The 26,611-nt window shown below is 64.8% G+C and carries 24 protein-coding genes; 12 read left to right on the top strand and 12 right to left on the bottom strand.

From position 1 onward, the window contains the following. Positions 1-104: 104 nt before the first annotated feature. A complete protein-coding gene (locus RID11_RS18180) occupies positions 105-1,475 on the top strand; it encodes a 1-acyl-sn-glycerol-3-phosphate acyltransferase (RefSeq protein WP_350141662.1) in 1,371 nt (456 codons plus the stop codon). A gap of 137 nt (positions 1,476-1,612) precedes the next feature. After that, the gene (gene ccrA / locus RID11_RS18175) at positions 1,613-2,902 is read left to right on the top strand and encodes a crotonyl-CoA carboxylase/reductase (RefSeq protein ID WP_350141661.1); all 1,290 of its coding nucleotides are present in this window, start codon (positions 1,613-1,615) and stop codon (positions 2,900-2,902) included. A gap of 104 nt (positions 2,903-3,006) precedes the next feature. Here the strand turns inward: ccrA and RID11_RS18170 are convergent, their stop codons facing one another. Continuing rightward, complete coding sequence (locus RID11_RS18170; protein WP_350141660.1) at positions 3,007-3,927, bottom strand: manganese-dependent inorganic pyrophosphatase; 921 nt, start codon at positions 3,925-3,927, stop codon at positions 3,007-3,009. Between the two features lie 672 nt (positions 3,928-4,599). Between RID11_RS18170 and groES the strand changes: the two genes are divergently transcribed. Then, positions 4,600-4,911 carry a co-chaperone GroES gene (groES, locus tag RID11_RS18165; protein WP_050660995.1) on the top strand — a complete coding sequence of 104 codons (312 nt, stop codon included), beginning with the start codon at positions 4,600-4,602 and terminating at the stop codon, positions 4,909-4,911. A gap of 52 nt (positions 4,912-4,963) precedes the next feature. Then, positions 4,964-6,607 carry a chaperonin GroEL gene (gene groL, locus RID11_RS18160; RefSeq protein WP_350141659.1) on the top strand — a complete coding sequence of 548 codons (1,644 nt, stop codon included), beginning with the start codon at positions 4,964-4,966 and terminating at the stop codon, positions 6,605-6,607. A 105-nt stretch (positions 6,608-6,712) separates the two neighbouring features. On the opposite strand, the gene RID11_RS18155 is transcribed toward groL, so the two are convergent. After that, the gene (locus RID11_RS18155) at positions 6,713-7,567 is read right to left on the bottom strand and encodes an SDR family oxidoreductase (protein ID WP_350141658.1); all 855 of its coding nucleotides are present in this window, start codon (positions 7,565-7,567) and stop codon (positions 6,713-6,715) included. Between the two features lie 116 nt (positions 7,568-7,683). Here RID11_RS18155 and RID11_RS18150 point away from each other — a divergent pair, with 116 nt between their 5' ends. After that, positions 7,684-8,160 (top strand): transglycosylase SLT domain-containing protein, encoded by a 477-nt coding sequence (locus tag RID11_RS18150; protein ID WP_350141657.1) that lies wholly within the window; start codon positions 7,684-7,686, stop codon positions 8,158-8,160. A 236-nt stretch (positions 8,161-8,396) separates the two neighbouring features. On the opposite strand, the gene RID11_RS18145 is transcribed toward RID11_RS18150, so the two are convergent. Together RID11_RS18145 and RID11_RS18140 are read right to left on the bottom strand one after the other, a co-directional pair. Continuing rightward, positions 8,397-9,152, bottom strand: coding sequence for a class II aldolase and adducin N-terminal domain-containing protein (locus tag RID11_RS18145; RefSeq protein WP_350141655.1), 756 nt, complete (start codon positions 9,150-9,152; stop codon positions 8,397-8,399). Then, positions 9,149-9,592: a VOC family protein gene (locus tag RID11_RS18140; protein ID WP_350141858.1), complete on the bottom strand. Its 444-nt coding sequence runs from the start codon at positions 9,590-9,592 to the stop codon at positions 9,149-9,151. The genes RID11_RS18145 and RID11_RS18140 overlap by 4 nt, the downstream gene beginning before the upstream one ends. 84 nt (positions 9,593-9,676) lie before the next feature. On the opposite strand from RID11_RS18140, the gene RID11_RS18135 reads away from it, so the two are divergent. The 3 genes from RID11_RS18135 (at position 9,677) to RID11_RS18125 (ending at position 12,584) form a co-directional block, all read left to right on the top strand. Next, the gene (locus RID11_RS18135) at positions 9,677-11,161 is read left to right on the top strand and encodes an AMP nucleosidase (RefSeq protein ID WP_350141653.1); all 1,485 of its coding nucleotides are present in this window, start codon (positions 9,677-9,679) and stop codon (positions 11,159-11,161) included. Positions 11,162-11,292: 131 nt separating this feature from the next. Beyond that, positions 11,293-11,580, top strand: a complete 288-nt coding sequence (locus RID11_RS18130; protein WP_350141652.1) for an HU family DNA-binding protein — start codon at positions 11,293-11,295, stop codon at positions 11,578-11,580. Between the two features lie 134 nt (positions 11,581-11,714). Beyond that, positions 11,715-12,584 carry a DMT family transporter gene (locus tag RID11_RS18125; protein ID WP_350141857.1) on the top strand — a complete coding sequence of 290 codons (870 nt, stop codon included), beginning with the start codon at positions 11,715-11,717 and terminating at the stop codon, positions 12,582-12,584. 53 nt (positions 12,585-12,637) lie between these two features. Here RID11_RS18125 and aroC read toward each other — a convergent pair whose 3' ends face one another. Next, a complete protein-coding gene (gene aroC / locus RID11_RS18120) occupies positions 12,638-13,741 on the bottom strand; it encodes a chorismate synthase (RefSeq protein ID WP_350141651.1) in 1,104 nt (367 codons plus the stop codon). Positions 13,742-14,006: 265 nt separating this feature from the next. Here aroC and RID11_RS18115 point away from each other — a divergent pair, with 265 nt between their 5' ends. After that, positions 14,007-15,650: an ABC transporter substrate-binding protein gene (locus tag RID11_RS18115; protein ID WP_350141650.1), complete on the top strand. Its 1,644-nt coding sequence runs from the start codon at positions 14,007-14,009 to the stop codon at positions 15,648-15,650. Between the two features lie 311 nt (positions 15,651-15,961). Here RID11_RS18115 and RID11_RS18110 read toward each other — a convergent pair whose 3' ends face one another. Next, a complete protein-coding gene (locus tag RID11_RS18110) occupies positions 15,962-16,501 on the bottom strand; it encodes an NADPH-dependent FMN reductase (protein ID WP_050661004.1) in 540 nt (179 codons plus the stop codon). 183 nt (positions 16,502-16,684) lie between these two features. After that, entirely contained in the window at positions 16,685-17,590 is a 906-nt protein-coding gene (locus RID11_RS18105) for a LysR family transcriptional regulator (protein ID WP_050661005.1), read from the bottom strand. Positions 17,591-17,782: 192 nt separating this feature from the next. Here RID11_RS18105 and RID11_RS18100 point away from each other — a divergent pair, with 192 nt between their 5' ends. Continuing rightward, positions 17,783-18,226, top strand: a complete 444-nt coding sequence (locus RID11_RS18100) for a DUF4399 domain-containing protein (RefSeq protein ID WP_350141647.1) — start codon at positions 17,783-17,785, stop codon at positions 18,224-18,226. 6 nt (positions 18,227-18,232) lie between these two features. Here the strand turns inward: RID11_RS18100 and RID11_RS18095 are convergent, their stop codons facing one another. The 5 genes from RID11_RS18095 to RID11_RS18075 all read right to left on the bottom strand — a co-directional run bounded on the left by RID11_RS18095 (position 18,233) and on the right by RID11_RS18075 (position 24,068). Continuing rightward, positions 18,233-20,260, bottom strand: coding sequence for an FAD-dependent oxidoreductase (locus RID11_RS18095; protein WP_350141646.1), 2,028 nt, complete (start codon positions 20,258-20,260; stop codon positions 18,233-18,235). Positions 20,261-20,431: 171 nt separating this feature from the next. Further along, positions 20,432-20,854: an alternative ribosome rescue aminoacyl-tRNA hydrolase ArfB gene (arfB, locus tag RID11_RS18090; RefSeq protein ID WP_350141644.1), complete on the bottom strand. Its 423-nt coding sequence runs from the start codon at positions 20,852-20,854 to the stop codon at positions 20,432-20,434. 325 nt (positions 20,855-21,179) lie between these two features. Then, positions 21,180-22,100 (bottom strand): penicillin-insensitive murein endopeptidase, encoded by a 921-nt coding sequence (gene mepA, locus RID11_RS18085; protein ID WP_350141642.1) that lies wholly within the window; start codon positions 22,098-22,100, stop codon positions 21,180-21,182. Next, positions 22,082-23,464, bottom strand: a complete 1,383-nt coding sequence (locus RID11_RS18080; RefSeq protein WP_350141640.1) for an MFS transporter — start codon at positions 23,462-23,464, stop codon at positions 22,082-22,084. The genes mepA and RID11_RS18080 overlap by 19 nt, the downstream gene beginning before the upstream one ends. A gap of 55 nt (positions 23,465-23,519) precedes the next feature. After that, on the bottom strand, positions 23,520-24,068 hold the full coding sequence (locus RID11_RS18075; RefSeq protein ID WP_350141638.1) for an acyl-CoA thioesterase: 549 nt from the start codon (positions 24,066-24,068) through the stop codon (positions 23,520-23,522). Positions 24,069-24,199: 131 nt separating this feature from the next. Between RID11_RS18075 and RID11_RS18070 the strand changes: the two genes are divergently transcribed. After that, the gene (locus tag RID11_RS18070; RefSeq protein ID WP_050661014.1) at positions 24,200-24,487 is read left to right on the top strand and encodes a YggT family protein; all 288 of its coding nucleotides are present in this window, start codon (positions 24,200-24,202) and stop codon (positions 24,485-24,487) included. A gap of 77 nt (positions 24,488-24,564) precedes the next feature. Further along, positions 24,565-26,601 carry a DNA helicase RecQ gene (recQ, locus tag RID11_RS18065; RefSeq protein WP_350141635.1) on the top strand — a complete coding sequence of 679 codons (2,037 nt, stop codon included), beginning with the start codon at positions 24,565-24,567 and terminating at the stop codon, positions 26,599-26,601. Positions 26,602-26,611: the final 10 nt, after the last annotated feature.

The following is a 26,611-nucleotide window of genomic DNA, read 5'->3' as shown; positions in this document are numbered from 1 at the left end:
GCCAGCCAAGAGATCCTCTGGTCGAGCCAGAGGATGACGCCCAACACCACGAGGATGACGCGCCCCCCATTTACCGCCCTCGCGTTCCCTGCTTATCTGGCGCAATGACACAAACGGTCGACATGCCCCTCTGGGCGCTCCTTCTGCTGATCGGTTTCGCCGCCGTGACCTTTGCGTCGCATTTCCTCTTCCCCTCCGTCCGCTGGTTCTTTCGCCGCCGGATGGAGCGCGCCGTTGCCCGCCTCAACGAGCGGCTGGAGCGGCCCATCGAGCCGTTCAAGCTGGCGCGGCGCTACGACATGATCCAGCGCCTGATCTACGACCCCGAGGTGAGCCGCGCCATCGCCGTCTATGCCCGCAAGCAAGGCATCCCCGAGAATGTCGCCTTCGAGCAGGCCAAACGCTATGCGCGCGAGATCGTGCCGAGTTTCTCGGCCACCGCCTATTTCGGCATCGCGATCAAGCTTGCCAAATGGCTCAGCCGCTCGCTCTACCGCGTGCGGTTGGGGCATTTCGACGAGACGCTGACCGGCATCGACCGCGACGCGACGGTGGTGTTCGTGATGAATCATCGCTCCAACATGGATTACGTGCTGGTCACGTGGCTCGCCGCCGAACGCTCGGCGCTCTCTTACGCCGTGGGGGAATGGGCGCGGGTGTGGCCGTTGTCGCGGCTGATCAAGGCCATGGGGGCCTATTTCATCCGCCGTAAATCGCGCGGCGCGCTCTATCGCCGGGTGCTGGCGCGCTATGTGGGCATGGCCACCGATGGCGGCGTCACGCAGGCGATGTTCCCCGAAGGCGGGCTGAGCCTGAATGGCGGCTTGCAGGAACCGCGCCTTGGCCTGCTGAAATACCTTGTCGAGGAGCGCGAACCCGACGGGCGCGATGTGGTCTTTGTGCCCGTGGCGCTCAATTACGACCGGGTGTTCGAGGACCGGCTGCTGGTTGCCGCCGATCAGGCAGGCGGGCGGCGCTTTCCGGCGCGGATCAGCGTGGTGGCGCGGTTCATCGTGAATCAGGGCTGGCTCAAGCTGCGGGGCAAGTATCATCGCCACGGCTATGCCGCGGTGAGTTTCGGCGCACCGATGTCACTTCGGTCTTATCAGGTGGATCACCCGGAAGGGGGCGTCGAGGGGCTGGCGCGGGCGCTGATGGCCCGGATCGGGGCCGAGGTGCCGGTGCTGCCGGTGCCGCTGGTGGCGCGGGCGCTGCTGCTGGCCAAGGAGCCGCTGAGCCGCGAGGCGCTCGATACCCGCATCGCGGCGATGCTGACAGAGGCCCCGCGCGCCCATTTGCACCTGCCGCGCGACGATCTGGCCTATGCGATCCGCTTTGGCATCACCGTGTTGCGCAAGCGAGGGATGATCGAGGAGCGTCACGGCGCGTTTTCCGTCATTGAGGCCGAACGCCCGCTACTGACCTATTACGCCGCCTCCATCGCGCATCTTTTTCGCGGTTGCAGCGCGGATTGAGCGATTTTTCTGCATTTGCTCGGTCATATAATTACAAAAATAGACCCAAAGCTATTGCAATATTACCGATCCCTCAGTATCCCAAGGTCAGAGCGCCGCGATTCTGCACTGCGGCACGCGATCACGAGGAGGCTAGCATGGCTTTGGATAACGAGACGGGCATCGCGCCCTATGACGCACCGGAAAAGGACCTCTACGAGGTCGGCGAAATGCCCCCGCTCGGCTATGTGCCCAAGCATATGTATGCTTGGGCGATCCGCCGCGAGCGGCATGGCGAGCCGGAAACCTCGTTCCAGCAGGAGGTTGTCGATACATGGGAGATCGACAGCCACGAGGTGCTGGTTCTGGTGATGGCGGCGGGCGTCAACTATAACGGCGTCTGGGCCGGTCTCGGCCAGCCGATCAGCCCGTTCGACGGCCACGGGGCAGACTATCACATCGCCGGGTCCGATGCGGCGGGCATCGTCTGGAAAGTGGGCGAGAAGGTCAAACGCTGGAAGGTCGGCGACGAGGTGGTCATCCATTGTAATCAAGACGATGGCGATGACGAGGAGTGCAACGGCGGCGATCCGATGTTCTCGCCCACGCAGCGGATCTGGGGCTATGAGACGCCGGACGGCTCGTTCTCGCAGTTCACCCGCGTGCAGGCGCAGCAGCTCATGCCGCGCCCCAAGCACCTGACATGGGAGGAAAGCGCCTGCTACACGCTGACGCTCGCCACCGCCTACCGGATGCTCTTCGGCCACGCGCCGCATGACCTCAAGCCGGGGCAGAACGTGCTTGTCTGGGGTGCCTCGGGTGGCCTCGGCTCCTATGCGATCCAGCTGGCCAATACGGCGGGCGCGAATGCCATTGGTGTCATCTCGGACGAGAGCAAGCGGCAGTTCGTTCTGGATCAGGGGGCCAAGGGCGTCATCAACCGCAAGGAATTCAACTGCTGGGGTCAATTGCCCACGGTGAACACGCCGGAATACAACGACTGGCTCAAGGAAGCGCGGAAATTCGGCAAGGCGATCTGGGACATAACCGGCAAGGGCGTCAGCGTCGACATGGTGTTCGAGCATCCCGGCGAGGCGACTTTTCCGGTCTCGTCGCTGGTCTGCAAGAAGGGCGGCATGGTGGTGATCTGTGCGGGCACCAGCGGCTTCAACTGCACCTTTGACGTGCGCTACATGTGGATGCACCAGAAGCGCCTGCAGGGCAGCCATTTCGCGCATCTCAAGCAGGCGGCGGCGGCCAACAAGCTGATGGTTGAGCGGCGGCTAGACCCTTGTATGTCCGAGGTTTTTCCGTGGGACGAGATCCCGCAGGCGCATACCAAGATGCTGAATAACGAACACAAGCCCGGCAACATGGCGGTGCTGGTTCAGGCCCCGCGCACCGGGCTGCGCACGGTTGAGGACGTGATCGAGGCCGGTCGGGGCTGAGCATCCCCACCGCCAATGAAAAGGCCCGCGGGAGGTGTCCACTGCGGGCCTTTTTTCATGTCTGTATCGCGTCGGTATTCCGTCGGTATCGCGTCGGTGCGATATCAGAGCGCGAGATTCGGGATGATCTGCTTCTTGCGGCTCATCACGCCGGGCAGGACCACGGCATCGCCCCCCACGCTCGCGCCAAAGCTTTTCTCGGCGAGCGCTTTGACCAGATCGTTCGGCACCAGCAGCGTCGCCTCTTCGTTGAGGATATCCACCACGAACAAAAGCACCTGATCGACGCCGTCTTCGGCGGCGACGGTGGTCATGCTCTCCATCAGGCTGGCCTTGCGGTCGAGCACGGTGGCAGGCGCGGTCGTCTCCAACACGCTGACGCGGAATTTCTTGCCGCCGACCTCGTATTCCTTGGAATCCATCCGCAGCAGTTCGGCGTCGGAAAAGGCCGACACGTCGGATTTCGCGGCGAACATCTCAGCGGCGTAGTCGGGGATCGAAATCCCGAGATCGGCGGCGAGGTTCTCGGCCACGGCGCGGTCATGGTCGGTGGTGGTGGGCGAGCGGAATTCCAGCGTGTCGCTGAGGATGCAGGTCAGCGCCGCGCCCTTGGCCCAGTCGGGCATCTTCGCGGCATCGTCGCCCATCAGGTCGACCATGATCGTCGCGGTGCACGCCAGCGGGCGGATGGTGATATCGATCGGGCCCTTGGTCTCCAACCCGCCGACCAGCTTGTGATGGTCGATGATCGCCTGCACGTCGGCGCCGTTGATATTGGCGGGCAGTTCAGCCGGGTTGTTGGTGTCGACCACGACGCAGGACTGACCGTCCTCGACATTCGAGATGATGCGCGGCTTGGGCAGGTCCCATTTGGTCAGAAGGAAGGCGGCTTCGGTATTGGGCTCGCCCAGCAGGACGGCCTCGGCGTCGCCGCCTTTCACCTCGTTGAGATACCACGCCCAGAGGATCGGCGATCCGGTGGAATCGGTGTCGGGGGATTTGTGGCCGAAAACAAGAGTGGTCATGATGCGTGTCCTCAGTGATCGTGAATGCTTCGGCGCGCCTTATAGGCGGGTGGGCGGGGTTTGTCACCCAGTGATGCTGCACTGCGGCAAAAGAGGGGCGTCTGGTGCCTGTCCCTTGCAGAGTCACCCTCGGGCTTGATCCGAGGGGCGCCCGACCAGGAGATCCTCTGGTCAAGCCAGAGGATGACGGGGACGGAGGCACAGGCGAGTGGATCACAGCAGGTGGGGCGGGACAGTTTGTGGCCTGAAGCGGACCTTGGTTTGAAGAGATGAGCCGCGCGGTGCCCGACCGCGGGTGGGCGCTGAAACGGCTTTGGAATGCGCTTTATGGTCGCCAAATACTGAAAGGTTTGCGTGGGTTTGCGACGTTGCAAAAGCGCCCGCCCGGGGGGCGGTCGGGCGCTGCGCGGCGGCGTGCAAGCACGCCTCGATTCCGCGCATTGGTGCTGCACCTGAACTGCAGCTTCAGGTCGAATCCCGACCTTGACATCGGTTCGGCATCAGGCCGATCCGGCAGCCTTGATCCGGGACCGACGATTTTCGCGATCAAGGGTGTTGACTCGGGGCGGCGCACTGCCTAGCTATCCCTCGTTAGCACTCACCCAAGGGGAGTGCCAACGATCCCCGAGTAGGGATCAATAGGGAGTAACTTTGAGCCAAGGAGCCTCAGAGATGGCATTTAAACCGCTGCATGACCGCGTGCTTGTCCGCCGCGTTGAAAGCGAAGAGAAAACCGCCGGGGGCCTGATCATCCCCGAGACCGCCAAGGAAAAGCCCCAGCAGGGCCAGGTGGTTTCCGTCGGTGACGGCGCGCGCAAGGACAATGGCGAGCTGATCGAGATGGCCGTGAAGGCTGGCGACACCATTCTGTTCGGCAAATGGTCCGGGACCGAAGTCACGATCGACGGCGAAGAGCTGCTGATCATGAAGGAAAGCGACATTCTGGGCATCATCGACGCTGATCAGGCCGCCAAGGCCGCCTGAACGCCTCGATTCGTCTGACCCCGGAACAACAAGATATCAGGAGTATCCGAACATGGCTGCTAAAGACGTACGATTTGATACCGACGCCCGCAACCGCATGCTGCGCGGCGTCAACACCCTGGCCGACGCGGTCAAGGTGACGCTCGGCCCCAAGGGCCGCAACGTGGTGCTGGAAAAGAGCTTTGGCTCGCCGCGCATCACCAAGGACGGTGTCTCTGTCGCCAAGGAAATCGAGCTGGAAGACAAGTTCGAGAACATGGGCGCGCAGATGGTGAAAGAAGTCGCCTCGCGCACCAATGACGAGGCCGGCGACGGCACCACCACCGCCACCGTGCTGGCCCAGGCCATCGTGAAAGAGGGCGTCAAGGCCGTGTCCGCGGGCATGAACCCGATGGATCTCAAGCGCGGCATCGATCTCGCGACCTCCAAGGTCGTCGCGCATATCAAGGCTGCTGCCCGCAAGGTCGAAAACTCTGAAGAAGTCGCACAGGTCGGCACCATCTCGGCGAATGGCGAAGCCGAAATCGGCCGTCAGATCGCCGACGCGATGCAGAAGGTCGGCAACGAGGGTGTCATCACCGTCGAAGAGAACAAGGGCCTCGAGACCGAGACCGACGTGGTCGAGGGCATGCAGTTCGACCGTGGCTACCTGAGCCCCTATTTCGTAACCAACTCCGACAAGATGATCGCAGAGCTCGATGACTGCCTCATCCTGCTGCACGAGAAGAAACTCTCGAGCCTCCAGCCGATGGTGCCGCTCCTTGAGCAGGTGATCCAGAGCCAGAAGCCGCTCTTGATCATTGCCGAAGACGTCGAAGGCGAAGCCCTCGCGACCCTCGTCGTGAACAAGCTGCGCGGCGGCCTCAAGATCGCGGCTGTCAAGGCACCGGGCTTTGGCGATCGTCGCAAGGCCATGCTGCAGGATATCGCGATCCTGACCGGCGGCCAGGTGATCTCGGAAGACCTCGGCATGAAGCTCGAATCCGTGACCATGGACATGCTGGGCAGCGCCAAGACCGTCAACATCACCAAGGACGAAACCACCATCGTGGACGGCCATGGCGAGAAGGCGGAAATCGAGGCACGCGTGTCCCAGATCCGCGCGCAGATCGAGGAAACCACCTCGGATTACGACCGCGAGAAGCTGCAGGAACGCGTCGCCAAGCTTGCCGGTGGTGTGGCCGTGATCCGCGTCGGCGGCATGACCGAAACCGAGGTGAAAGAGCGCAAGGACCGCGTCGATGACGCGCTGAACGCCACCCGCGCTGCCGTACAGGAAGGCATCGTCGTCGGCGGTGGTGTCAGCCTCGTGCAGGGGGCCAAGGCGCTTGACGGTCTGACCGGTGCGAACAGCGACCAGAACGCTGGCATCGGCATCGTGCGCAAGGCGCTCGAAGCGCCGCTGCGCCAGATCGCCGAGAATGCCGGTGTCGACGGCTCGGTTGTTGCGGGCAAGATCCGCGAGAGCGAAGACCTCAAGTTCGGCTACAACGCGCAGACCGATGAATATGGCGACATGTTCAAGTTCGGCGTGATCGACCCGGCCAAGGTTGTCCGCACCGCGCTCGAGGATGCATCTTCGATCGCCGGCCTGCTGATCACCACCGAGGCGATGGTGGCCGACAAGCCGCAGAAAGAAGGCAATGGCGGCGGCGGCGGCATGCCCGACATGGGCGGCATGGGCGGCATGATGTAAATCATCCCCCGGCCTTTGCAGCCAAGGAAAGGGTCGCGCTTTGCGCGGCCCTTTTTCGTTGGGGGCAGTGGTTTTGAGTATTTCTGGAAAGATGAAGGGGCGGCGTCAGCCCTCTTCGGCCAGAAGCGCGCGCAATCCGCTGCGGTAATCGGGATGGATCAGGCGTACGCCGAGCTCGTCCTTGATGCGGCGGTTCGAGACGCGTTTCGATTCGGCGTAGAAGGAGCGGGCCATCGGGCTCATTTCCGCCTCGTCGAAGGGGATGGCCTCGGGCACGGCCACGCCCAGCAATTCGGCGGCATGGGCGATGACGTCCTGCGGCGGGGCCGGGTCGTCGTCACAAAGGTTGTAGGCGGTGCCGGGCCGGGGGGCCGTGATCGAGGCCTCGAGCACCTGCGCGATATCGTCGACATGGATGCGGCTGAAGACCTGCCCCGGCTTGATGATGCGCCGCGCGGTGCCTTGGCGCACCTTCTCGAACGGGCCGCGCCCGGGGCCGTAGATGCCGGCGAGGCGAAAGATGTGCTGCGGCAGGCCGGGGATCGCCTGCCATTCGGCCTCGGCCGCGACGCGCAGCCGCCCGCGCTTGGTGGAGGGGGTCAGCGGGGTATCCTCGTCCACCCAAGCCCCCTGATGGTTGCCGTAAACCCCGGTGGTCGAGAGGTAGCCCGCCCAGTCAAGGCGCGGGGCGATGGCGGCGATCTGGTCCCGCCAGCGGGCCAGCACCGGGTCGCCGTCCTCGGAGGGGCCTGCGGAACTCAGCAGGTGGGTGGCCTCTTGCAGGGCAGGGGTGAGGTCATCCGTGCCCCAGAGGAGCGGGATGACGCCCTCGGCGCGCAGGGCGCGGGCCTTGTCCGCGTCGCGGGTGGTGCCGTAGATGCGCCAGCCTTGTGGCAGGAGCCGGGCGGCGAGGGCGCGGGCGCTATAGCCGTGGCCAAAGGAGAAAAGAACCTTGCTCATGGGCCCTTACATGGCGCGGGGTGCGGGGAATGGCAAGGTTTCGCCGGTGGTGATCATGTCGCTGGCGCGGGGCGACGCGGGCGGGCATTCTGGCGAAAATTCATGCCGGAGCCGCCATGCCCCATCCCATGCGCCGCCTTGTGCTCGGCCTTCTGGCCAGCCTGCCGCTTGCCGCCTGTTCGACGCCGTCGGTCTCGACCCGCAGCGCGCCCCAGGATCCGCCGCTCTATCCCAACGAGACACCGGAACTGCGCCGTCTGATCAATCGCTATGCCGATCACTACGAGGTGCCGCGCAGTCTTGTGCACCGGCTGGCGATCCGCGAGAGTACGCACCGGCCCTGGGCGCGGAACGGGCCGTATTACGGGTTGTTGCAGATCCTGCCGCAGACCGCGCGCACGATGGGGCATCGCGGCCCGCCGGAGGCGCTGCTCGATGCCGAGACCAACCTGAAATACGCGGTGAAGTATCTGCGCGGGGCCTATCTGGTGGCGGGCGGCGATCCGGATGCGGCGATCGGCTGGTATGCGCGGGGGTATTATTACGAGGCCAAGCGCAAGGGGCTGCTTGTCGAGACCGGGTTGCGGTCGTGATGGCCTGTTTCTGCCGTTAGGGTAAGCCGCGCAGCGTCGTGCTGCGGAGTGGCGATCCAACGCTGGTTTGGCCGCGCTTTATGCCAGCAAATCCCGAAAAAGAATTGATCGCAGAACAGGTGGCAGCCAAATCGCCGCGCCGGGGGGCGGCGCGACGATGCGCGGCGGCCCGTTGGGCCGCGGTTCGCGCGGGGCCTGCCAACCGAATATCAGAAACAGCCCATCAGCGCCCTGACTCAACTCGCATAATCGGAGCCTTCGGCGTCGAGCAGGGCCTTGATCTCGGCGAGGTGCCGGTCGGCCTGTTCGGGGTAGCTTTCGATCTCTTCGGCGGTCTTGGCGGCGACCTCGTGCGAGAGCACCCGCAGGGGCCGCCCGGTCTGGAGCGCGCGGATGTATGTCTCGGCCGCGCGCTCGAAGTAATAGAGCCGGTTGAACGTGTCGGCGACGGTGTCGCCGATCACCATCACGCCGTGATTGCCCATGATCATGACCTTCTGTTTCGGGTCATGGAAGAGCCGCGCGCAGCGTTCGCCCTCATCCTCGAAGGCAAGCCCGCCATAGCCCTCATCGACCACGTGGCGGCCATAGAACATCGCGCCGTTCTGGTCGATGGGCGGCAGGCGGCTGTCTGCGAGCGAGGCCAGCACGGTGGCGTGGGTCGAATGCACATGCATCGCACAGCGCGCATGGGCGCAATGCCGATGCAACCCGCCATGCAGGCCCCATGCCGTGGGGTCGGGGGCGTCGGGCCCCTCCAGCGTCTCGGGGTCGTTGGCGTCGACCACGATCAGGTCGCTGGCGCGGATGCGGGCGAAATGCATCTGGTTGGGGTTCATCAGGAACTGCGTGCCGTCCTCGTTGATCGACAGGCTGAAGTGATTGGCCACGGCCTCGTGCATGTTGAGCCGCGCGGTCCAGCGGAAGGCGGCGGCAAGGTCGACCCGCTCCTGCCAATGCTCCATGTTGGGGTGCAGGTTGGTCACGCTCATGTCGCTGTCCTTTCATCATCGGTGAGGGGCCGCGAGGCGACCCAGGCATAGCCGTTTTCGCACAGGATGCAGCATTCGCGCAGCCCGTGCGGCTTGTTGGTGGGGGGTTGCAGGATCATCCCGCCCGCATCTTCGGCGCGGGCGGCGGCGATGTCGGGGTCGCTGTCGAACATGTGCAATGACGCGCCCGCGCCGCGCGGCGGGCTCTCGGGCACAAGGCCAAGCAGCGGGTGGCTGCCATAGGTGTGATCGGCATGCAGCTGGATCAGATGGCCGTGATAGGCGATGATCGCGAAATCGTCGTTGACGCGATGCGGCACCGCGCCGAAGACGCCGCTGAGAAACGCCGCCTGCGCGCGCACGTCGCGCACGAGTATGTTGAGGCCAAAGCCCCGCAGGCTGGCCCCGAACGCCTCGGGGGTGACGGTTTCATAATCCATGGCGCGCCTCGCTTTGCCGCGCAGCTTGATCGTGCCCTTGGCCCGTGTCAACGTGTCCCCTCTGACCGATGACAGGATGAGCGCATGAGCCTTGCCGACCCGACCGACCCGATCCTGCCGCCCGACCTGCCGGGGCCGGAGGCGTTTACCGATGCGCGCGCGGCGGTAGACCGGCTGTGCCTGCTTTACGATGGCGCGACGCGGCATCTGTGCGACGCCTTCGCGCGGGCGCTGAAGGGCGACATTCCGGCGCGGCGGGTGCGGGCGTTCTACCCCGAGATTCGCCTGACCACGACCACCTATGCCAAGATCGACAGCCGGTTGAGTTTTGGCCATGTGTCCTATCCCGGCACCTATGGCGCGACGATCTCAAGGCCGGATCTGTTTCGCGCCTATCTTGAACAGCAGATCGAATTGCTGATGGAGAACCACGGCGTGCCGGTGTCGATCGGAATGTCGGACACGCCGATGCCGGTGCATTTCGCGGTGGCCAATGACGCGGCCCTGACGGTGCCGCAGGAGGGGGCGGCGGAGTTCACCCTGCGCGATTATTTCGACGTGCCGGACCTGGCGACCACCAATGACGACATCGTCAACGGCACATGGGAGCGGGGGGCGGACGGGACGGCACCGCTGGCCCCGTTCACCGCGCAGCGGGTGGATTACTCATTGGCGCGGCTGGCGCATTACACGGCGACCGATGCGGAGCATTTCCAGAATTACGTGCTGTTCACCAACTACCAGTTCTATGTCTCGGAATTCGAGGCCTTCGCGCGGCGCATGCTGGCCGATGAGACGAGCGGCTACACCGCCTTTGTCAGCACCGGCAATGCCGAGATCACGACGCCCGACGCAGCCCTGCCGATGCCGGCGCGGCTGCCGCAGATGCCGACCTATCACCTCAAGCGGGCGGATGGATCGGGGATCACGCTGGTCAATATCGGGGTGGGGCCGTCCAATGCCAAAACCGCGACCGATCATATCGCGGTGCTGCGCCCGCATGCCTGGGTAATGGTTGGCCATTGCGCGGGGCTGCGCAATTCGCAGTCGCTGGGTGATTTCGTGCTGGCGCATGCGTATCTGCGCGAGGATCGCGTGCTCGATGCAGATCTGCCCGCCTGGGTGCCCATTCCGGCGCTGGCGGAAATCCAGATTGCCTTGCAGGAGGCGGTGGCGGAGGAGACCCAGCTTGACGGGTTCGACCTCAAGCGGGTGATGCGTACCGGCACCGTCGCGAGCGTCGACAACCGCAACTGGGAGTTGCGCGATCAGTCCGGCCCGGTGCAGCGCCTGAGCCAGTCGCGCGCCATCGCGCTCGACATGGAAAGTGCGACGATTGCGGCCAACGGCTTTCGCTTCCGGGTGCCCTACGGCACGCTGTTATGCGTCTCTGACAAACCCCTTCAGGGCGAGTTGAAGCTGCCCGGCATGGCCTCGGATTTCTACAAATCCCAGGTTTCACGGCACCTGATGATCGGGATTCGCGCGATGGAATCACTGCGCCAGATGCCGCTCTCGCGCATCCACAGTCGCAAATTACGCTCCTTCGAGGAGACGGCGTTCCTGTGAACCGACAGAAATCTGCACAAAATCCGCCGAAAACGCTTGCTTTTGGCCACTAGGCGTTGTGTTTAGCCACATCATAGCGTTAAATCACGCCCATGAGGCCCAAGAGACGGGCAGTTGAAGGAGACCAAGAAATGGCAAAACCAATGACCAAAACCCAACTCGTCGCCGCTCTGGCCGAGGAAATGGGCAGTGACAAGAAATCCGCAAGCGCGGCCCTCGATGCGGTGGTCAATGTGATCACCAAGGAAGTGTCCGGCGGCGGTGCCGTGACCCTGCCGGGCGTCGGCAAGATCTACTGCCGCGAGCGTCCCGAGCGCATGGTGCGCAACCCCGCCACCGGCGAGCAGATGAAGAAAGACGCCGACAAGGTGGTCAAGATGACCATCGCCAAGGCGCTCAAGGACAGCGTCAACGGCTGATCCGCTCTTTCGAGTTTTTTGCAAAGGGTCGCCCATGAGGCGGCCCTTTCGCGTGTGCGGGGGCCGGTGATGCCGGGTTGCGCCTGCCCGGGAAATCCACAATGGTCGCGGCGGTACTTGGGACAGGGCAGGGCATGGACATTCGCGCGATACTGATGGGGCTGGCCTTTGCGGTGATGTGGTCCTCGGCCTTCACCTCGGCGCGGATCATCGTGGCCTCGGCGCCGCCGCTGACGGCGCTCAGCCTGCGGTTCTTGATTTCCGGACTTCTGGGGGTGCTGATTGCCCGGGCCCTGGGGCAAAGCTGGCAACTGACGCGCGGGCAGTGGCGCGCCACGGTGATTTTCGGGCTGTGCCAGAACACGCTCTATCTGGGGCTCAACTTCGTCGCCATGCAGACCATCGAGGCGGGGCTTGCGGCGATCATCGCCTCGACCATGCCGCTATTGGTCGGGCTGGCGGGCTGGCTGATCTTTCGCGAGCGCATCGGCTGGATGGGGATGCTGGGTCTTGTCGCAGGGGTGGTCGGTGTGGCGATCATCATGGGCGCAAGATTGCAGGGCGGTGTCGATCTCTACGGTCTCGGGCTGTGCGTCGCGGGTGTGATCGCGCTGACCTTTGCCACGCTGGCGGTGCGCGGGGCCACGTCGGGCGGCAATTTCCTGATGATCGTGGGCTTGCAGATGCTGGTGGGCAGCGCGGGGCTTGCGGTGGGGGCGGCAGCGATGGAGACCATCGAGGTCACATGGTCTTGGCAGTTGATCGCGGCCTTTGCCTATACCACGCTGGTGCCGGGGCTGGCGGCGACGCTGGTCTGGTTCTGGCTGGTCAACCGGATCGGGGCGACCAAGGCCGCGACCTTTCACTTTCTCAACCCGTTCCTTGGGGTGGCCATCGCCGCGCTGATCCTGAGCGAGACGCTGAGTGCGCAGGATCTGATCGGCGTGGCGGTGATCATGGGCGGTATTCTGGCGGTGCAATTGTCGCGGCAGCGCCGGGTCTGAGCGACCGGAATTTTTTAAAAATTCCGGATCGTTTTCTTTTCAAGAAAACGGCGTCAGCCGATGGTGCCACGCGGCCCGTCACCGACCTGCCCGCGATGCAGGAGCAGGTGATCGAGCAGCACACAGGCCATCATCGCCTCGCCCACCGGCACCGCGCGGATGCCGACGCAGGGATCGTGGCGGCCCTTTGTGACGACCTCGATGGGGTCGCCGTCGACGGTGATCGAGCGGCGCGGCGTGAGGATCGAGGAGGTCGGCTTGACCGCGAAGCGCACTACCACCTCCTGCCCGGTGGAGATGCCGCCGAGGATGCCGCCTGCGTGGTTGGAGGCATACTCGGGGCCGGTCTCGCCCATGAAGATCTCGTCGGCATTGGCGCTGCCGGTGAGGGTGGCGGCGGCCATGCCCTCGCCGATCTCGACGCCCTTGACCGCGTTGATCGACATCATCGCCGAGGCCAGATCGGTGTCGAGCTTGCCGTAGATCGGCGCGCCGAGGCCGGCGGGCACGCCGCGCGCCACCACCTCGATCACGGCGCCCACCGAATCGTGGTTCTTGCGCAGGGCTTGCAGATAGGCCTCCCACTCGGGCGCGGCGCTGGCATCGGGAAGCCAGAAATCATTGCCGTCGATGGCGTCCCAATCGAAACGGGCGCGGTCAAGTTGCATCTCGCCCATGGCGACCATGTAGCCCTTGACCTCAATCCCTGGCACGAGGCTGGCCAAGGCCGCGCGCGCCACGCCGCCTGCCGCCACCCGCGCCGCAGTCTCGCGGGCCGAGGAGCGCCCGCCGCCACGCGGATCGCGGATGCCATATTTGAGGTGATAGCTGATATCGGCATGGCCGGGGCGGAAGGTGCGGGCGATGTCGCCGTAATCGCGCGAGCGCTGATCGGTGTTCTCGATCATCAGCTGAATCGGCGTGCCGGTGGTCTGCCCCTCGTAGACGCCCGAGAAGATGCGCACCGCGTCGGGTTCCTGCCGCTGGGTGGTGTTCTTGTTCTGGCCGGGGCGGCGCTTGTCGAGCCAGTGTTGCAGCTTGCCCTCGTCGAGCGGCACGCCCGGCGGGCAGCCGTCCACCGTCGCACCCAGGGCGGGCCCGTGGCTTTCGCCCCAGGTGGTGAACCGAAAGAGATGACCGAAAGTGTTGAGGCTCATGCGCGTGGCTCCTTTGCCGCTCATCTAGCCGTGGCCTGCGCCCGCCTCAAGCCATTTTGGCGGGCATTTGTCGCAAACAGGCGATATGGGCGGGGGAATCGCTATACTCTCTGGCCTCGGACCGGACGTGAAAAGGTGCAAAAACGACATCTGTCCGACCCTGAAAAAACACTGGCGCAGGGGGCAATCCCTGCTAACACTGGCACCGGACCTGTCGGAAAACGACCCCGGTCGACCCGGCCAAAGGCCAACACGGAGGAACACCATGACCCACTCACTTCCCGAAGAGAACGTGCGCCCGATCGTGCGCAAACTGGCCGAGGACACCAAGGCCGGAAAGATGGACCGCCGCGAATTCATCGCGCTCGCCTCGACATTCGGGGCCTCGTCTGCCGCCGCGTATGGCCTGCTGGGCCTGGCCGTGCCGACCCCGGCGCAGGCGCAGGAGGGCAAGAAAGGCGGCGTGCTGCGCGTCGCCTCCCGCGTGCTCGAGATCACCGATCCGCGCAAGTTCGCGTGGACCGAACCGGGCAATATCAGCCGTCAGTTCTGCGAGCCGATGGTGCGCTGGGCGTCGGATTTCAGCTTTCAGCCGATGCTGCTGGAGGGCTGGGAGGTCAGCGATGACGCCAAGACCTACACGCTCAAGGTGCGGCAGGGTGCTGTCTGGACCAACGGCGATGAATTCAACGCCGATGACATCATTCACAACCTCAACCGCTGGTGCGACAAGGCGGTCGAGGGCAATTCGATGGCCGCGCGCATGGGCACGCTGATCGACCCCGACACCAACAAGGCGATCGAGGGCGCGATCGAGAAGGTCGATGATTTCACTGTGCAGTTGAACCTGCCGCGCCCCGATATCACGCTGATCGCGGGCATGTCGGATTATCCGGCACTCTGCGTGCATCGCAGCCATGGCGATGACAGCGATCTGGCGCAATCGCCCATCGGCACCGGCCCGTTCGATCTGGTTTCCATCGAGATCGGCACCATGGCCGAGGTCAAGCGTCGCGAGGACGGCAAGTGGTGGGGCGGCGACGTCTATCTCGACGGTATCCGCTTCCTTGATTTCGGCACCGATAACGCCTCGATCGTGGCGGCGTTTGACGGCGACGAGATCGACATCAACGACGAATCGACCGCCGATTTCATCGAGGCCTATGATGCGCTCGGGCTGGTCAAATCCTCCAAGCCCACCGCCAACACCATCGTCGCGCGGATGCGCGCCGACACGCCGCCCTATGACAGCAAGGAGCTGCGCAACGCCATTCAGCTCGCCTGCGACAACGCGGTGCTGCTCGCCATCTCGATCAACAACGAGGGGATTCCGGCGGAAAACCACCACGTCGCGCCGTTCCACCCGGAATATGCCGAACTGCCGAAAATCGCGCCCGATCCGGCCAAGGCCATGGAAATGGCCACGGCGGCGGGCCATGCCGAGACCGAGATCGACATCATCTCGATCGACGGCGACTGGCGGACCACCACCACCGACGCCATTGGTGCGCAGCTGCGGCAGGCGGGGTTCAACGTCAAGCGCACGGTGATGCCGGGCAACACGTTCTGGAACGACTGGACGAAATACCCGTTCTCGACCACCAACTGGGGCCCGCGTCCTCTGGGCGTGCAGGTGCTGGCGCTGGCCTATCGTTCGGGCGAGGCGTGGAACGAGAGCGGCCACTCGAACCCGGAATTCGATGCGCTTCTGGATGAGGCTCTGGGCGTATTCGATGCCGATGAGCGGCGGGAGTATTCGGCCAAGCTGCAGGCGATGTTGCAGGATAGCGGGGCGATCATTCAGCCGTTCTGGCGCAATCAGGCGCTGCACCATACCGACAAGGTCAAGAATGTGAGCGCGCATCAGTTCCGCGAGATGCATTACGAGAAGGTCTGGCTCGACGCCTGATCAGGGATACGTCGGAAAAGACGGGCCGCCCGAGGGCGGCCCGTTTGTGTTTTGGGGCGTGTTGGGTTGGGTTTGTTGCGGCCATAGCATCCCGCCAGAAGGTGCCGCGTGATTGCAGGGCCGGGGACTGGCGATGCGACGGCTGATGCCTGCGCTTTATCCCAGCCAAGTCATTGTAACCTCGACACGTTGCGCGCCCTATCATATCGCCAGGCCGCGGGACGGCCCGGCGATCACGCGGCACCTTCGGTGCGTATCGCGCGGGACGCGGCAACGGCAAACCCCGGCCATTCGCGCCCTCGCGCAAATGCCTACCCGAGTTCTGCCCGCAGCCCTTCCATCCGCTCGGTCAGAAGTTTTTGCGAGGTCTCGTCCTTTAGGCGTCCGTCGTCATCAAAGGCGTTCATCGCGCCTGCGATCAGCACGGCGGTGCCGGGGATGAGCCGGGCCTGATGCTGGGTGAGGCACGACAGCGTCATGAATTGCGCCGTCTCACCCCCCGTACGCCCGGCCGAGGCCGAGACGACCACCGTGGGCTTGTCCTTGAGCGGCCATCCCGGCAGACGGCTGATCCAGTCGAGCCCGTTCTTGAGCACCCCGGTGATGCCCTTGTTGTATTCCGGCGAGCCGACCACCACCGCATCCGCGTCCTTGATCTGCGCCGCGAGGGTCTTGACCTTCTCTGGCACGCCCTCGGCCTCTTCGAGATCGCCGTTGTAGAGCGGCAGGTCGAGATCGCCCTCGATCACGTTGGCTGGGCCGAACGCCTCGGCGGCCTGAGCCAGAAGCATCCGGTTATAAGAGCCCTTGCGCAGCGAGCCGGACAGAAGCAGGAGCGTGGGATGTGTCATGTGTCGACCTTTCTGAAAAATGAATCGTTGTTGCCGCACAAACTGGCGCGGGGGGCGGCGTTTGGCAACTGCGAGTGCCTGCACAACGGCTGTGCGATCCTTCAGCGGCACGAAAAAATGAAACCGGCCCGCAGGGGGGCGGGCCGGATCAGATTTGCCACAGGCATGGCGAGGGGGACGTCGTTACCAGTCCACAGGGCCTTTTTCGGCGAACTGGTGGACCAGGAAATCAATGAAGGCGCGGACCTTGGGCTGGGTGAAGCGGCCCGGCGGGTAGACTGCGTAGATGCCCTGCATCTCGACCGGCAGGTCGGGCATCGCGTCCTCGATCAGCCCGTCGGCCATCGCCTGTGCATAGAGGAAGGAGGGCAGATAGGCGATCCCGAGGCCGGAGATCGCGGCGTTGAGCAGCGATTGCCCGTCATTGACGCTGAGACCGCCTGCCGTGCGTACCTGCCGCTTTTCGCCCGAGGGGGCGGTCAGCTTCCAGACGGCGTTGCCTGCCTGGCTGGAATAATGCAGCAGCTTGTGCTCGTTCAACTCGTCGATCTTCTGGGGGCGGCCGTATTTCTGGAAATAGGCGGGGCTGGCGATCATCCGCTTGGTGGTCTCGGTCAGCTTGCGGGCGCGCAGGGTGCTGTCCTCCAGCTCACCGATGCGGATGGCCATGTCGAAGCCTTCGGAAATCAGCTCCACGTAGCGGTTGTTGAGCACCATGTTGACGGTGATATCGGGGAATTCATCGAGGAAAGACCCCAGGATCGGGCTGAGATGATTGACGCCGAAATCGGTGGCGACCGAAATGCGCAAGAGGCCCGAGGGATCGGATTGCATGGAACTGACCAGCGCATCCGCCTCGCCTGCGTCATTGAGAACGCGCAGCGCCCGGTCGTAATAGGCGAGGCCAATTTCGGTCGGGCTGACGCGGCGTGTCGTTCGGTTGAGCAGACGTGCCCCCAAGCGGGCTTCAAGTGACGAAACATGCTTGGATACGGCGGATTTCGAAATGCCCATCTTGCGCGCGGCGTCGGTGAACCCACCTTGATCCACCACCGTGGCGAAGGCCTCCATTTCCGTCAGGCGATCCATACTGATACCTCTTCTTGCGTGTCAGACCCTGTTCTGCCCAAGAAATCAGGCACAACTGGGGCGCTTGCCCGACAATATCTTGATATTCGGTTTATCGTTCCCGGCGGGGAAACGCAGAAACACTGAGCTGTGAAAGGGGAAACACTGCGTCGCGGCGCAACCTGTGCTAATCTCGGGGCAGGAGGATTCACCATGACACGTATTGCAGCACTTATCACCGCAGGCCTTTTGGCGGTCGCCGCGCCGGCGTTTGCCGGGGACACGCCCGCGCCCGAGGGGGCAGAGGTCTATTTCGTCAATCTCTCGGACGGCGCGACTGTCGAGGCCCCGGTGACGGTGGTCTTTGGCCTCAAGGGCATGGGCGTGGCACCTGCCGGGACCGAGAAGGAAAACACCGGCCATCACCATGTGCTGGTTGATCGCCCGCCTTTGGGTGAGGGGCCGGACGGGGCTGAGGAGCTGAACACCAGCCTGCCTTCGGACGAGAATCATATTCATTTCGGCGGCGGTCAGACGCAGGTGAGCCTTGATCTGGAGCCGGGAGAGCACACGCTGCAACTGGTTCTGGGCGACATGAACCACGTGCCGCACGATCCGCCGGTGACGTCCGAGGTGATCACGATCACCGTGGAATAAGCCGCCTCAGAGCGTCGCAGCCAGCCGGGTGCCCTGATCTATGGCGCGTTTCGCATCGAGTTCGGCGGCCACATCCGCGCCGCCGATCACGTGGCAGGTGACGCCCTCGGCCTCGAGTGCATCCGCAAGGCTGCGCTCGCTCAGCTGTCCGGCGCAGAGCACGATGGTGTCGGCCTCGATGAGTTTGGGGGTCTCGCGCGCCTCGCCAAAGCTGATGTGCAAGCCGTGCGCATCGATGCGCTCGTAATTGACGCCGCTCAGCATCTCGACGCCCTTCATCCGAAGCGCCGCGCGGTGAATCCAGCCGGTGGTCTTGCCGAGACGTTTGCCGGGGCGCTCTGCCTTGCGCTGCAACAGCGTGACGGCCCGCGCGGGCGGCTCTGGCTGCGGGCCCGTGGGGGCCAGCCCGCCGCGCACCTCTGCGGGGTCGCCGACGCCCCATTCCTCGCGCCAGAGCGACAGGTTCTCGGTCGGGCTCTCGCCCTCGTGGACGAGGAACTCTGACACGTCGAAACCGATGCCGCCCGCGCCCACCACGGCGACGCGCTTGCCCACTTCTGCCTTGCCGCGCAGCACGTCGATATAGCTGAGCACGTTGGGGCCGTCCTGCCCGTCGATACCGGGATCGCGGGGAATGACCCCGGTGGCGATGATCACCTCGTCGAAGCCTGCAAGGTCATTCGGCCCCGCTTCAACGCCCAGCTTCACCTCGACGCCGGTCTCCTGCACCATCACCTCGAACCAGTCGACGAGGCCGTGGAATTCCTCCTTGCCGGGAATGACGCGGGCCATGTTGAGTTGGCCGCCAAGCGTAGGCGCGCGGTCGAAGAGCGTCACCTTGTGGCCGCGCCCCGCTGCCGTGATCGCGGCCGAGAGGCCCGCAGGACCGGCACCGACCACGGCGATGCGTTTCGGTGTGTCGGCGGGCGCGATGGTCAGTTCAGTCTCGTGGCAGGCACGCGGATTGACGAGGCAGGAGGTGAGCTTGCCCGAGAAGGTGTGATCGAGGCATGCCTGATTGCAGGCGATGCAGGGGGCGATGGTCTGCGCGCGCCCCTCTGCCGCCTTGTTGACGAAATCGGCATCGGCGAGGAAGGGCCGCGCCATCGAGACCATGTCGGCCACACCCTGCGCGATCAGGTCTTCGCCGACTTGCGGCGTGTTGATCCGGTTCGAGGTGATCACCGGGATGCCCACCTTGCCCATCAGTTTCTGCGTGACCCAGGCCCAGCCCGCGCGCGGGACGGAGGTGGCGATGGTGGGCACCCGCGCCTCGTGCCAGCCGATGCCGGTGTTGAGGATCGAGGCGCCCGCCGCCTCGACCGCCTGGGCCAGTTGCACCACCTCGGCATGGGTGCTGCCCTCGGGGATGAGGTCGATCATCGACAGGCGGTAGATCAGGATGAAATCGGGGCCGACGGCGGCGCGGGTGCGGTGCACCACCTCGATGGGCAGGCGCATCCGGTTCTCGTAGGAGCCGCCCCAGCGATCCGTGCGCTTGTTGGTGTGGGTGACAAGGAACTGGTTGAGGAAATAGCCCTCCGACCCCATGATCTCGACCCCGTCATAGCCTGCCTCGCGGGCGCGCTCCGCCGCCGTGACGATATCGGCGATCTGCTTCTCGATGCCGTTCTCGTCGAGTTCGGTGGGGGTAAAAGGCGAGATCGGCGACTTGACGGGGGAGGGGGCCACGCATTCCTTGCCATAGGCGTAGCGGCCCGCATGCAGGATCTGCATCGCAATCAGCCCGCCCGCGTCATGCACCCGGTCGGTGACGATGCGGTGATTGGCGATATCCTCGGGGGTGAAGAGGCCCGCCGCGCCGGGAAACACGCCGCCCTCGCGGTTGGGGGCCATGCCGCCGGTGACCATGAGGCCGACGCCGCCGCGCACGCGGGAGGCGTAGAATTCGGCCACCCGGTTCCAGTCGCGCGTCTCCTCCAGCCCGGTATGCATGGAGCCCATGAGCACGCGGTTCTTGAGCGTGACGTGGCCCAGATCGAGGGGCGCGAGAAGATGCGGATAGTTGGACATGGCTGACGGACCTCCCTTGGCTGGCACAGTGATGCCGCAGGCGAGCGCGCTTGTCACCCATGAACGCTGCGTTACCGGGGGACTGCTGCGATGAGGGGCTGCGCCCCGGATTTGAGTATTTGGGGAAAGGTGAAATGGGAGGGACGTCCAAAGCGGAGCGGTGACCCAGTTTCAGTCTTCGCCGTCCACGCGACCGCGCAGGGCCTTGACCTCGCCGCGCACCTTCTTGGCCTTGAGGCGGCGTTTCTTGGCGCCGAGGGTGGGGCGCGTCGGGATGCGGCGTTTGGGTTTGACCAGGGCCTGCCGGATCAGGTCTGCCAGGCGGTCGCGCACGATGTCGCGGTTGCGGGTCTGGCTGCGGGTCTCGTCGCAGTGCAGAACGAGCGCGCCCTCCTTGGTCCAGCGGCGGCCTGCCAGCCGTTTGAGCCGGGCCTTGACCGGGCCGGGCAGGTTGGGCGAGCGCTCGGCCTCGAAGCGCAATTCGACCGCGCTCGCCACCTTGTTGACGTTCTGCCCGCCGGGGCCGGAGGCGCGGATGAACTGCTCGGTCAGTTCCCAATCCTCGATGGCGATCTGGTCGGTGATCCTCAGCATGCGGCGGTCCCGTTGATGACGTGTTGATCGGTGACAGGTAGATTTCTGGCAGGCGTGACAATTCAAAAGGGCCGCCCCGGCTGGGAACGGCCCTCTAGAAGTTACGGAGGTGGGCCGGTTAGGCGCACCAATCCGGGCGGCTTTCGCCTCGGGGCTGCCCTAGACGGCGGCCTCCCGAACTGTTCCGACACCTCGCTCCAATACCTCTATAGACACTGGACCACCTCCTTTCGCTTTGTTGAACCTGACCCAAGCCTGCCACAAATTTCGTAGTTGTCAAAACAAAATCATGTGGTGGGCGAAAAAAGCGACGCAGTATGCTGATTTATTGATCTTGCAGCACGGCCACGCATTGGCGCGGAAGGTCTTCCATCGTCAACTCGCGGCGGGGTTTGGGCGGCGGCGCATCGGGGTCGGGCGGCGGCGGGTTGAGGATGTTGCGCACCCACTGCTCGGCCTCGGCGCAGCCATCGCCGGGTGGCGGCGCGGCCTGCTCCACGCAGCCGCGCGCGTTGTCGGGGCAATTCAGCCGGACGTGAAAATGGTAGTGATGCCCCCACCACGGCCGGACCTTGCGCAGCCATGCGCGGTCGCCGGTCTCATCGCGGCACATCTGGGTCTTGGCCCCGGGAAAGATGAAGATGCGCGCGGTGCGCGGGTCTTGCGCGGCGGCCTTGACGATCTCGTGATGCGCGCGGGTCCAGTTGCCGTTGATATAGGCGCCATTGGCCCGGCGCATGGAGATCGACGAGATATTCTCGCGCGCCGTGCGGCTTAGGGTGAGGTTGTCGGCGGGGCGCAGCCAGATATCGGCGTCGAGGCCCATCTGGTGGCTGCGATGCCCCGACAGCATCGGCCCGCCGCGCGGCTGGCTGATATCGCCCACATAGATGCCGTTCCAGCCCGGCTGCGCTGCGGCCTTGCGCGAGAGTTTTTGCAGCAGGTCGATGGTCTCGGGGTGGCCCCAGTTGCGGTTGCGGCTGAGGCGCATGGCCTGCCATGTGGGTCCGGTTTCGGGCAGGGCGACGGCCCCCGCGATGCAGCCCTTGGCATAGCTGCCATAGGCGGCGGGCGCGTGTTCGGAACCTTGCCCTTGCGCGCCGAAAAGCTGTTTGGCCTGTACGCCCTGCATGGCGGCGGGGATGCTCTGACTGGAGACGATGCCGGTGGCCTGCGCCTCCGGCTCGGGTTGCGTGCAGGCCGCGAGGGCCAGACAAAGTGCTGCTGTTACGACGATCCGGCCCATTGATCCCTGTCCCCTTCCGCCTTGACCCAGCGTAGCAGCACAAGGCCGATCAGGAAAAGGAAAATCACCGGTGAGATGCCGATCCGCGCGCTGCCCGAGAGCGAGGTGACAAGCCCGATCAGGGCCGGGGCAAGAAACGCCGTGGCCCGGCCCGAAAGGCCGTAGAGGCCGAAATTCTCGGTCGGGGTCGCGGGGTCGGTATGGCGCACCATGAGCGTGCGGCTGGCAGCCTGAAGCGTGCCGCCGAGGCCGCCGATCAGCACGCCGCAGCCGAAGAAGATGGCGTCTGGCAGGGTGGAGCCCTCTGCCAGTGGAATGCCGAAGATCTGGCTACGGTCCATGCCGACGACGATGACGCAGACCGCGATCAGGCCCCAGATCGCCGTGATGATCACCGGCTTGGGGCCGAAGCGTGCATCGAGCCTGCCGCCGACCCAGCTGAAGAGTGCCGCCGAGATCGCACCGATGATCCCGAAGATGCCGACCGAGGTGATCGACCAGTTGAGCACGAGGATCGCATAGGTGCCACCGAAGCCATAAAGCCCGTTGAGCGCATCGCGGTAGAACATCGAGGAGCCGAGATAGGTGCTGAGGCTGAGGCGGTGGCGCAGCCCCTTGACCGTCTTGACCAGCAGCCCGAGCGCATCGCCGATGCCGCGCCCCGTGCCCGCAGGCCCGGTGTCGCGCACCCATAGGAAATAGGGGATCATGAAGACCGCGAACCAGACCGCCGTGAAGGGCCCGACGAAACGCGTGCCCTCGCGTGTGGCGGCGTCAAGTCCGAAGGCCGGGTCAAGGCCGATCAGGGTCTTGCCGCTGGGCTGTTCGACAAAGAGCGCCAGCATGATCAGCAATGATACCACCCCGGCCACATAGCCGAAGGCAAAGCCCGAACCGGAGATCGCGCCGACCTCGTCCTGCGTGCCGAGCGAGGGCAGTTGCGAATTGATGAAGATGAGCGCGTATTCCGCGCCGATGAAGCCAAGGCCGAAGGCGATGAGCCCGAACCACAGGTTCGCGCCGTCCGGCGTCATCCCCCAGATCGCGGCGGCCCCGGTCACGTACATCAGTGAAAACACGATGATCCATGGCAGACGCCGCCCGGTGGTGTCGGCAAAGGCCCCCATGATCGGCGCGCCGAGGCCGATGATCAGGCCGCTGATGGTCAGGCCGGTGGACCAGAGGGTCTGCGCGCGGGCGTCGGCGACGCCTTCGCTCAGCCCGGTGGACATGAAATGGTCGGAGGCGACGGAGGCGAAGTAGGGGCCGAAAATGAAGGTGATCAGCAGGGTGTGGTAGGGTTGGCTGGCCCAGTCGAAAAAGAACCAGCCCCAGATGCGCTTGCGTTTGGAAATAACGGTCATACCTGCCTCGCTCAACCTTTGGGGGATATGAGCGCGGCAGGCGCGTGGGTGCAAGCTATTCCTGCACGATGTCCTGCATCGGGGGCCAGGGGCGCGTGGCATCGGCCTCGATCCAGGCGCGGACCCAGCCGGGGTGTAATGGCTGGGCGGCGTCGTGCCCCAGTTCGGCCTGGACGGTTGCGGGGGCCACGATCCCGCCCTTGCCGGTCACCGCCGCGCGGTAGAGGATGTGGTTGGCGCATTGGCCATCGGGCGTCCACATGGATTGTTCGAGATAGAGGAATTTCTCGTCCCAGCAGACCAGCCGCGAGCGCATCTCGATCCGTTCGAACATGCGGATGCGGCGGCGATAGCGCACGCTTGCGCCTGCGATGGTCAGGCCCCAACGCTTGCGGCGCAGCACCTTGATCAGCCCGACGCGACCGGCGAGCGGAATGCGCCCCAGATCATAGAGCGTGAGCGTGCGCCCGTTGTTCAGTTCCATCCACAGGTCGATATCCCAGGGCAGGCAGTAATGCTGCGACACATGCAGCCCGGTGACCGGCAGCGCGGAGGATTTGCGATGCTTGTAGAGTTGCCAGATCAGGCGCAGGACGGGATACATGGGCGGGTCTCCTTTGGCCCGCGCCTGCCAGCCTCGGGCATGGCCGTCAACTGCGACCGCGCGTCAGGCTTGCGCTTCCGCGCGGCCTTGCTTAGGTGGGAAGGCGTTTCCGACCCAGAGGACCACTGCCCATGCAATCGCTTTTCCAGATCCTGATGCTGCTGCTCGACATCGTGTGGTTCTTCATCCTTGCGCATGTGATCATGTCCTGGCTGATCAATTTCCAGGTGCTGAACCTGCAGCAGCAATTCGTGGCGCAGATCTGGTACGGGCTCAACCGCCTGCTGGAGCCGATCTATTCCCGCGTGCGCCAGTTTCTGCCGCCGATGTCGGGCATCGACCTGGCCCCTCTGGTGGTGCTGGTGGCGGTCTATGCGCTGCGGATCATCCTGATCAACAATGCGGCAGCGTTTTACTGATCTCGGGTCTTGTTCACCGAATCTTGGTGTGAAACACTGACTGTAAGAGCAGATAAATAAAATCTTACAGGACTGCCATGCCGAGCGCTGCCACGCTTTTGCGCGATGTCTTCGGGTTCGATGCGTTTCGGCCCGGACAGGAAGAGATCGTCCACACCGTCGCCACCGGGTGCAACACCCTTGCGATCATGCCCACGGGGGGCGGTAAATCCCTGTGTTTCCAATTGCCTGCGCTGCTGCGGGACGGGGTGACAGTGGTCATCTCGCCGCTGATTGCGCTGATGCGCGATCAGGTGCGGGGGCTGCGTGCGGCGGGGGTCGAGGCGGGGGCGCTGACCTCGGGCAATACCGAAGAGGAAACGGCAGAGGTCTGGGCGGCGCTGGAGGCGGGGCGGCTCAAGCTGCTCTACATCGCGCCGGAGCGACTGGCGGCGGGATCGTCGCTGGCAATGCTGCGGCGCATCGGTGTCAGCCTGATTGCCGTGGACGAGGCGCATTGCGTGAGCCAATGGGGCCATGATTTCCGGCCTGATTACCTGCGCATCGGGGAACTCAGGCGCGCGCTCAATGTGCCGCTCGCCGCCTTCACCGCCACTGCCGATGCCGAGACGCAGCAAGAGATCGTGGACAAGCTCTTTTACGGGCAGCCGCCGCAGATCTTCCTGCACGGGTTCGACCGGCCCAATATCCATCTGGCCTTTGCCGCCAAGGACGGGCCGCGCCAGCAGATCATGGGCTTTGCCGGGGCGCGCAAGGGGCAATCGGGCATCGTCTATTGCGGCACCCGCGCCAGGACCGAGAGTTTGGCGCAGGCGCTATCGCAGGCGGGGCACAATGCCTGCGCCTATCACGGCGGGATGGAGGCCGATCAGCGCCGCCAGGTGGAGCATCGGTTCAACAGTGAGGACGGGCTGATCGTGGTGGCGACGGTGGCCTTTGGCATGGGGGTGGACAAGCCCGATATCCGCTGGGTCGCCCATGCCGACCTACCCAAGAGCATCGAGGCCTATTACCAGGAAATCGGCCGCGCGGGGCGCGATGGCGCGCCCGCCGAGACGCTGACCCTCTTTGGTCCCGACGATATCCGCCTGCGCCGGTCCCAGATCGACGAGGGGCTGGCCCCGCCGGAACGGCGGATGGCCGATCACGGGCGGCTTAACGCGCTTCTGGGTCTGGCCGAGGCGCTGGAATGCCGCAGGGTGGCGCTGCTCGGCTATTTCGGCGAGGCGGCAGAGCCATGCGGGAATTGCGACCTGTGCGAGACGCCGCCCGAGACCTTCGACGGGACCGAGGCGGTGCAAAAGGCGCTGTCGGCGATCCTGCGGACCGAGGAACGGTTTGGCGCGGGGCATCTGATCGACATCCTTATGGGCAATGCGACCGAGAAAGTCCGCGCGCGCGGCCATGACAACCTGCCGACCTTCGGCGTGGGCCGCGACATGGACAAGCGCGGCTGGCAGGGGGTGTTTAGGCAGATGATGGGGCATGATCTGGTGCGCCCCGATCCCGAACGGCATGGTGCATTGGTGATGACCGAGGCCGCCCGCCCGATCCTGCGCGCCGAAACCCCGATCCGCCTGCGCCGCGAGGTGGTGCAGCGCGCGCCGCGCCCTGCCGCCCGGGCACTGGTGTCGGAGGAGGACGCGCCGCTTCTGTCGGCGCTCAAGGCCAAGCGGCGCGCGCTGGCCGAGGCGGCGGGGGTGCCTGCCTATATCGTCTTCAACGACCGCACGCTGATCGAGATGGCCGAGACGCGCCCCGCCAATCTGGATGCGATGGCGCGGGTCGGCGGCGTGGGGGCCACCAAGCTGGACCGCTATGGCGCGGATTTCCTGGAGGTGATCAACGGAGCGGTGGAGGAGGTTCACCCCACACGGCGCAAGCTGGCGGGCCGCGCGGCGGGCGAGGTCTATGACCAGCTGATCGAGGCGCAGGCGCGGCTCTCGCGCGGGCCAGAGGGCATCGACAAGCCGTTGAGTTGTTCGGCCTCGCTGCTGGCGCGGGTGGCGAGCCAGCGCCCGCGCGACAGTGATGCGATGGCCCGGCTGATCGGTGAGAAATACGCCGAACGTTTCGGCCCGGCCTTTCTGGACGTTCTGCGCATGGCGGACTAAGTCAGTTCGA

The organism is Roseovarius sp., from assembly GCF_040219995.1.
Lineage (GTDB): Bacteria > Pseudomonadota > Alphaproteobacteria > Rhodobacterales > Rhodobacteraceae > Roseovarius.
Note: the sequence above shows the minus strand (reverse complement) of the source record. Positions and strands in the feature narration are given on the sequence as shown.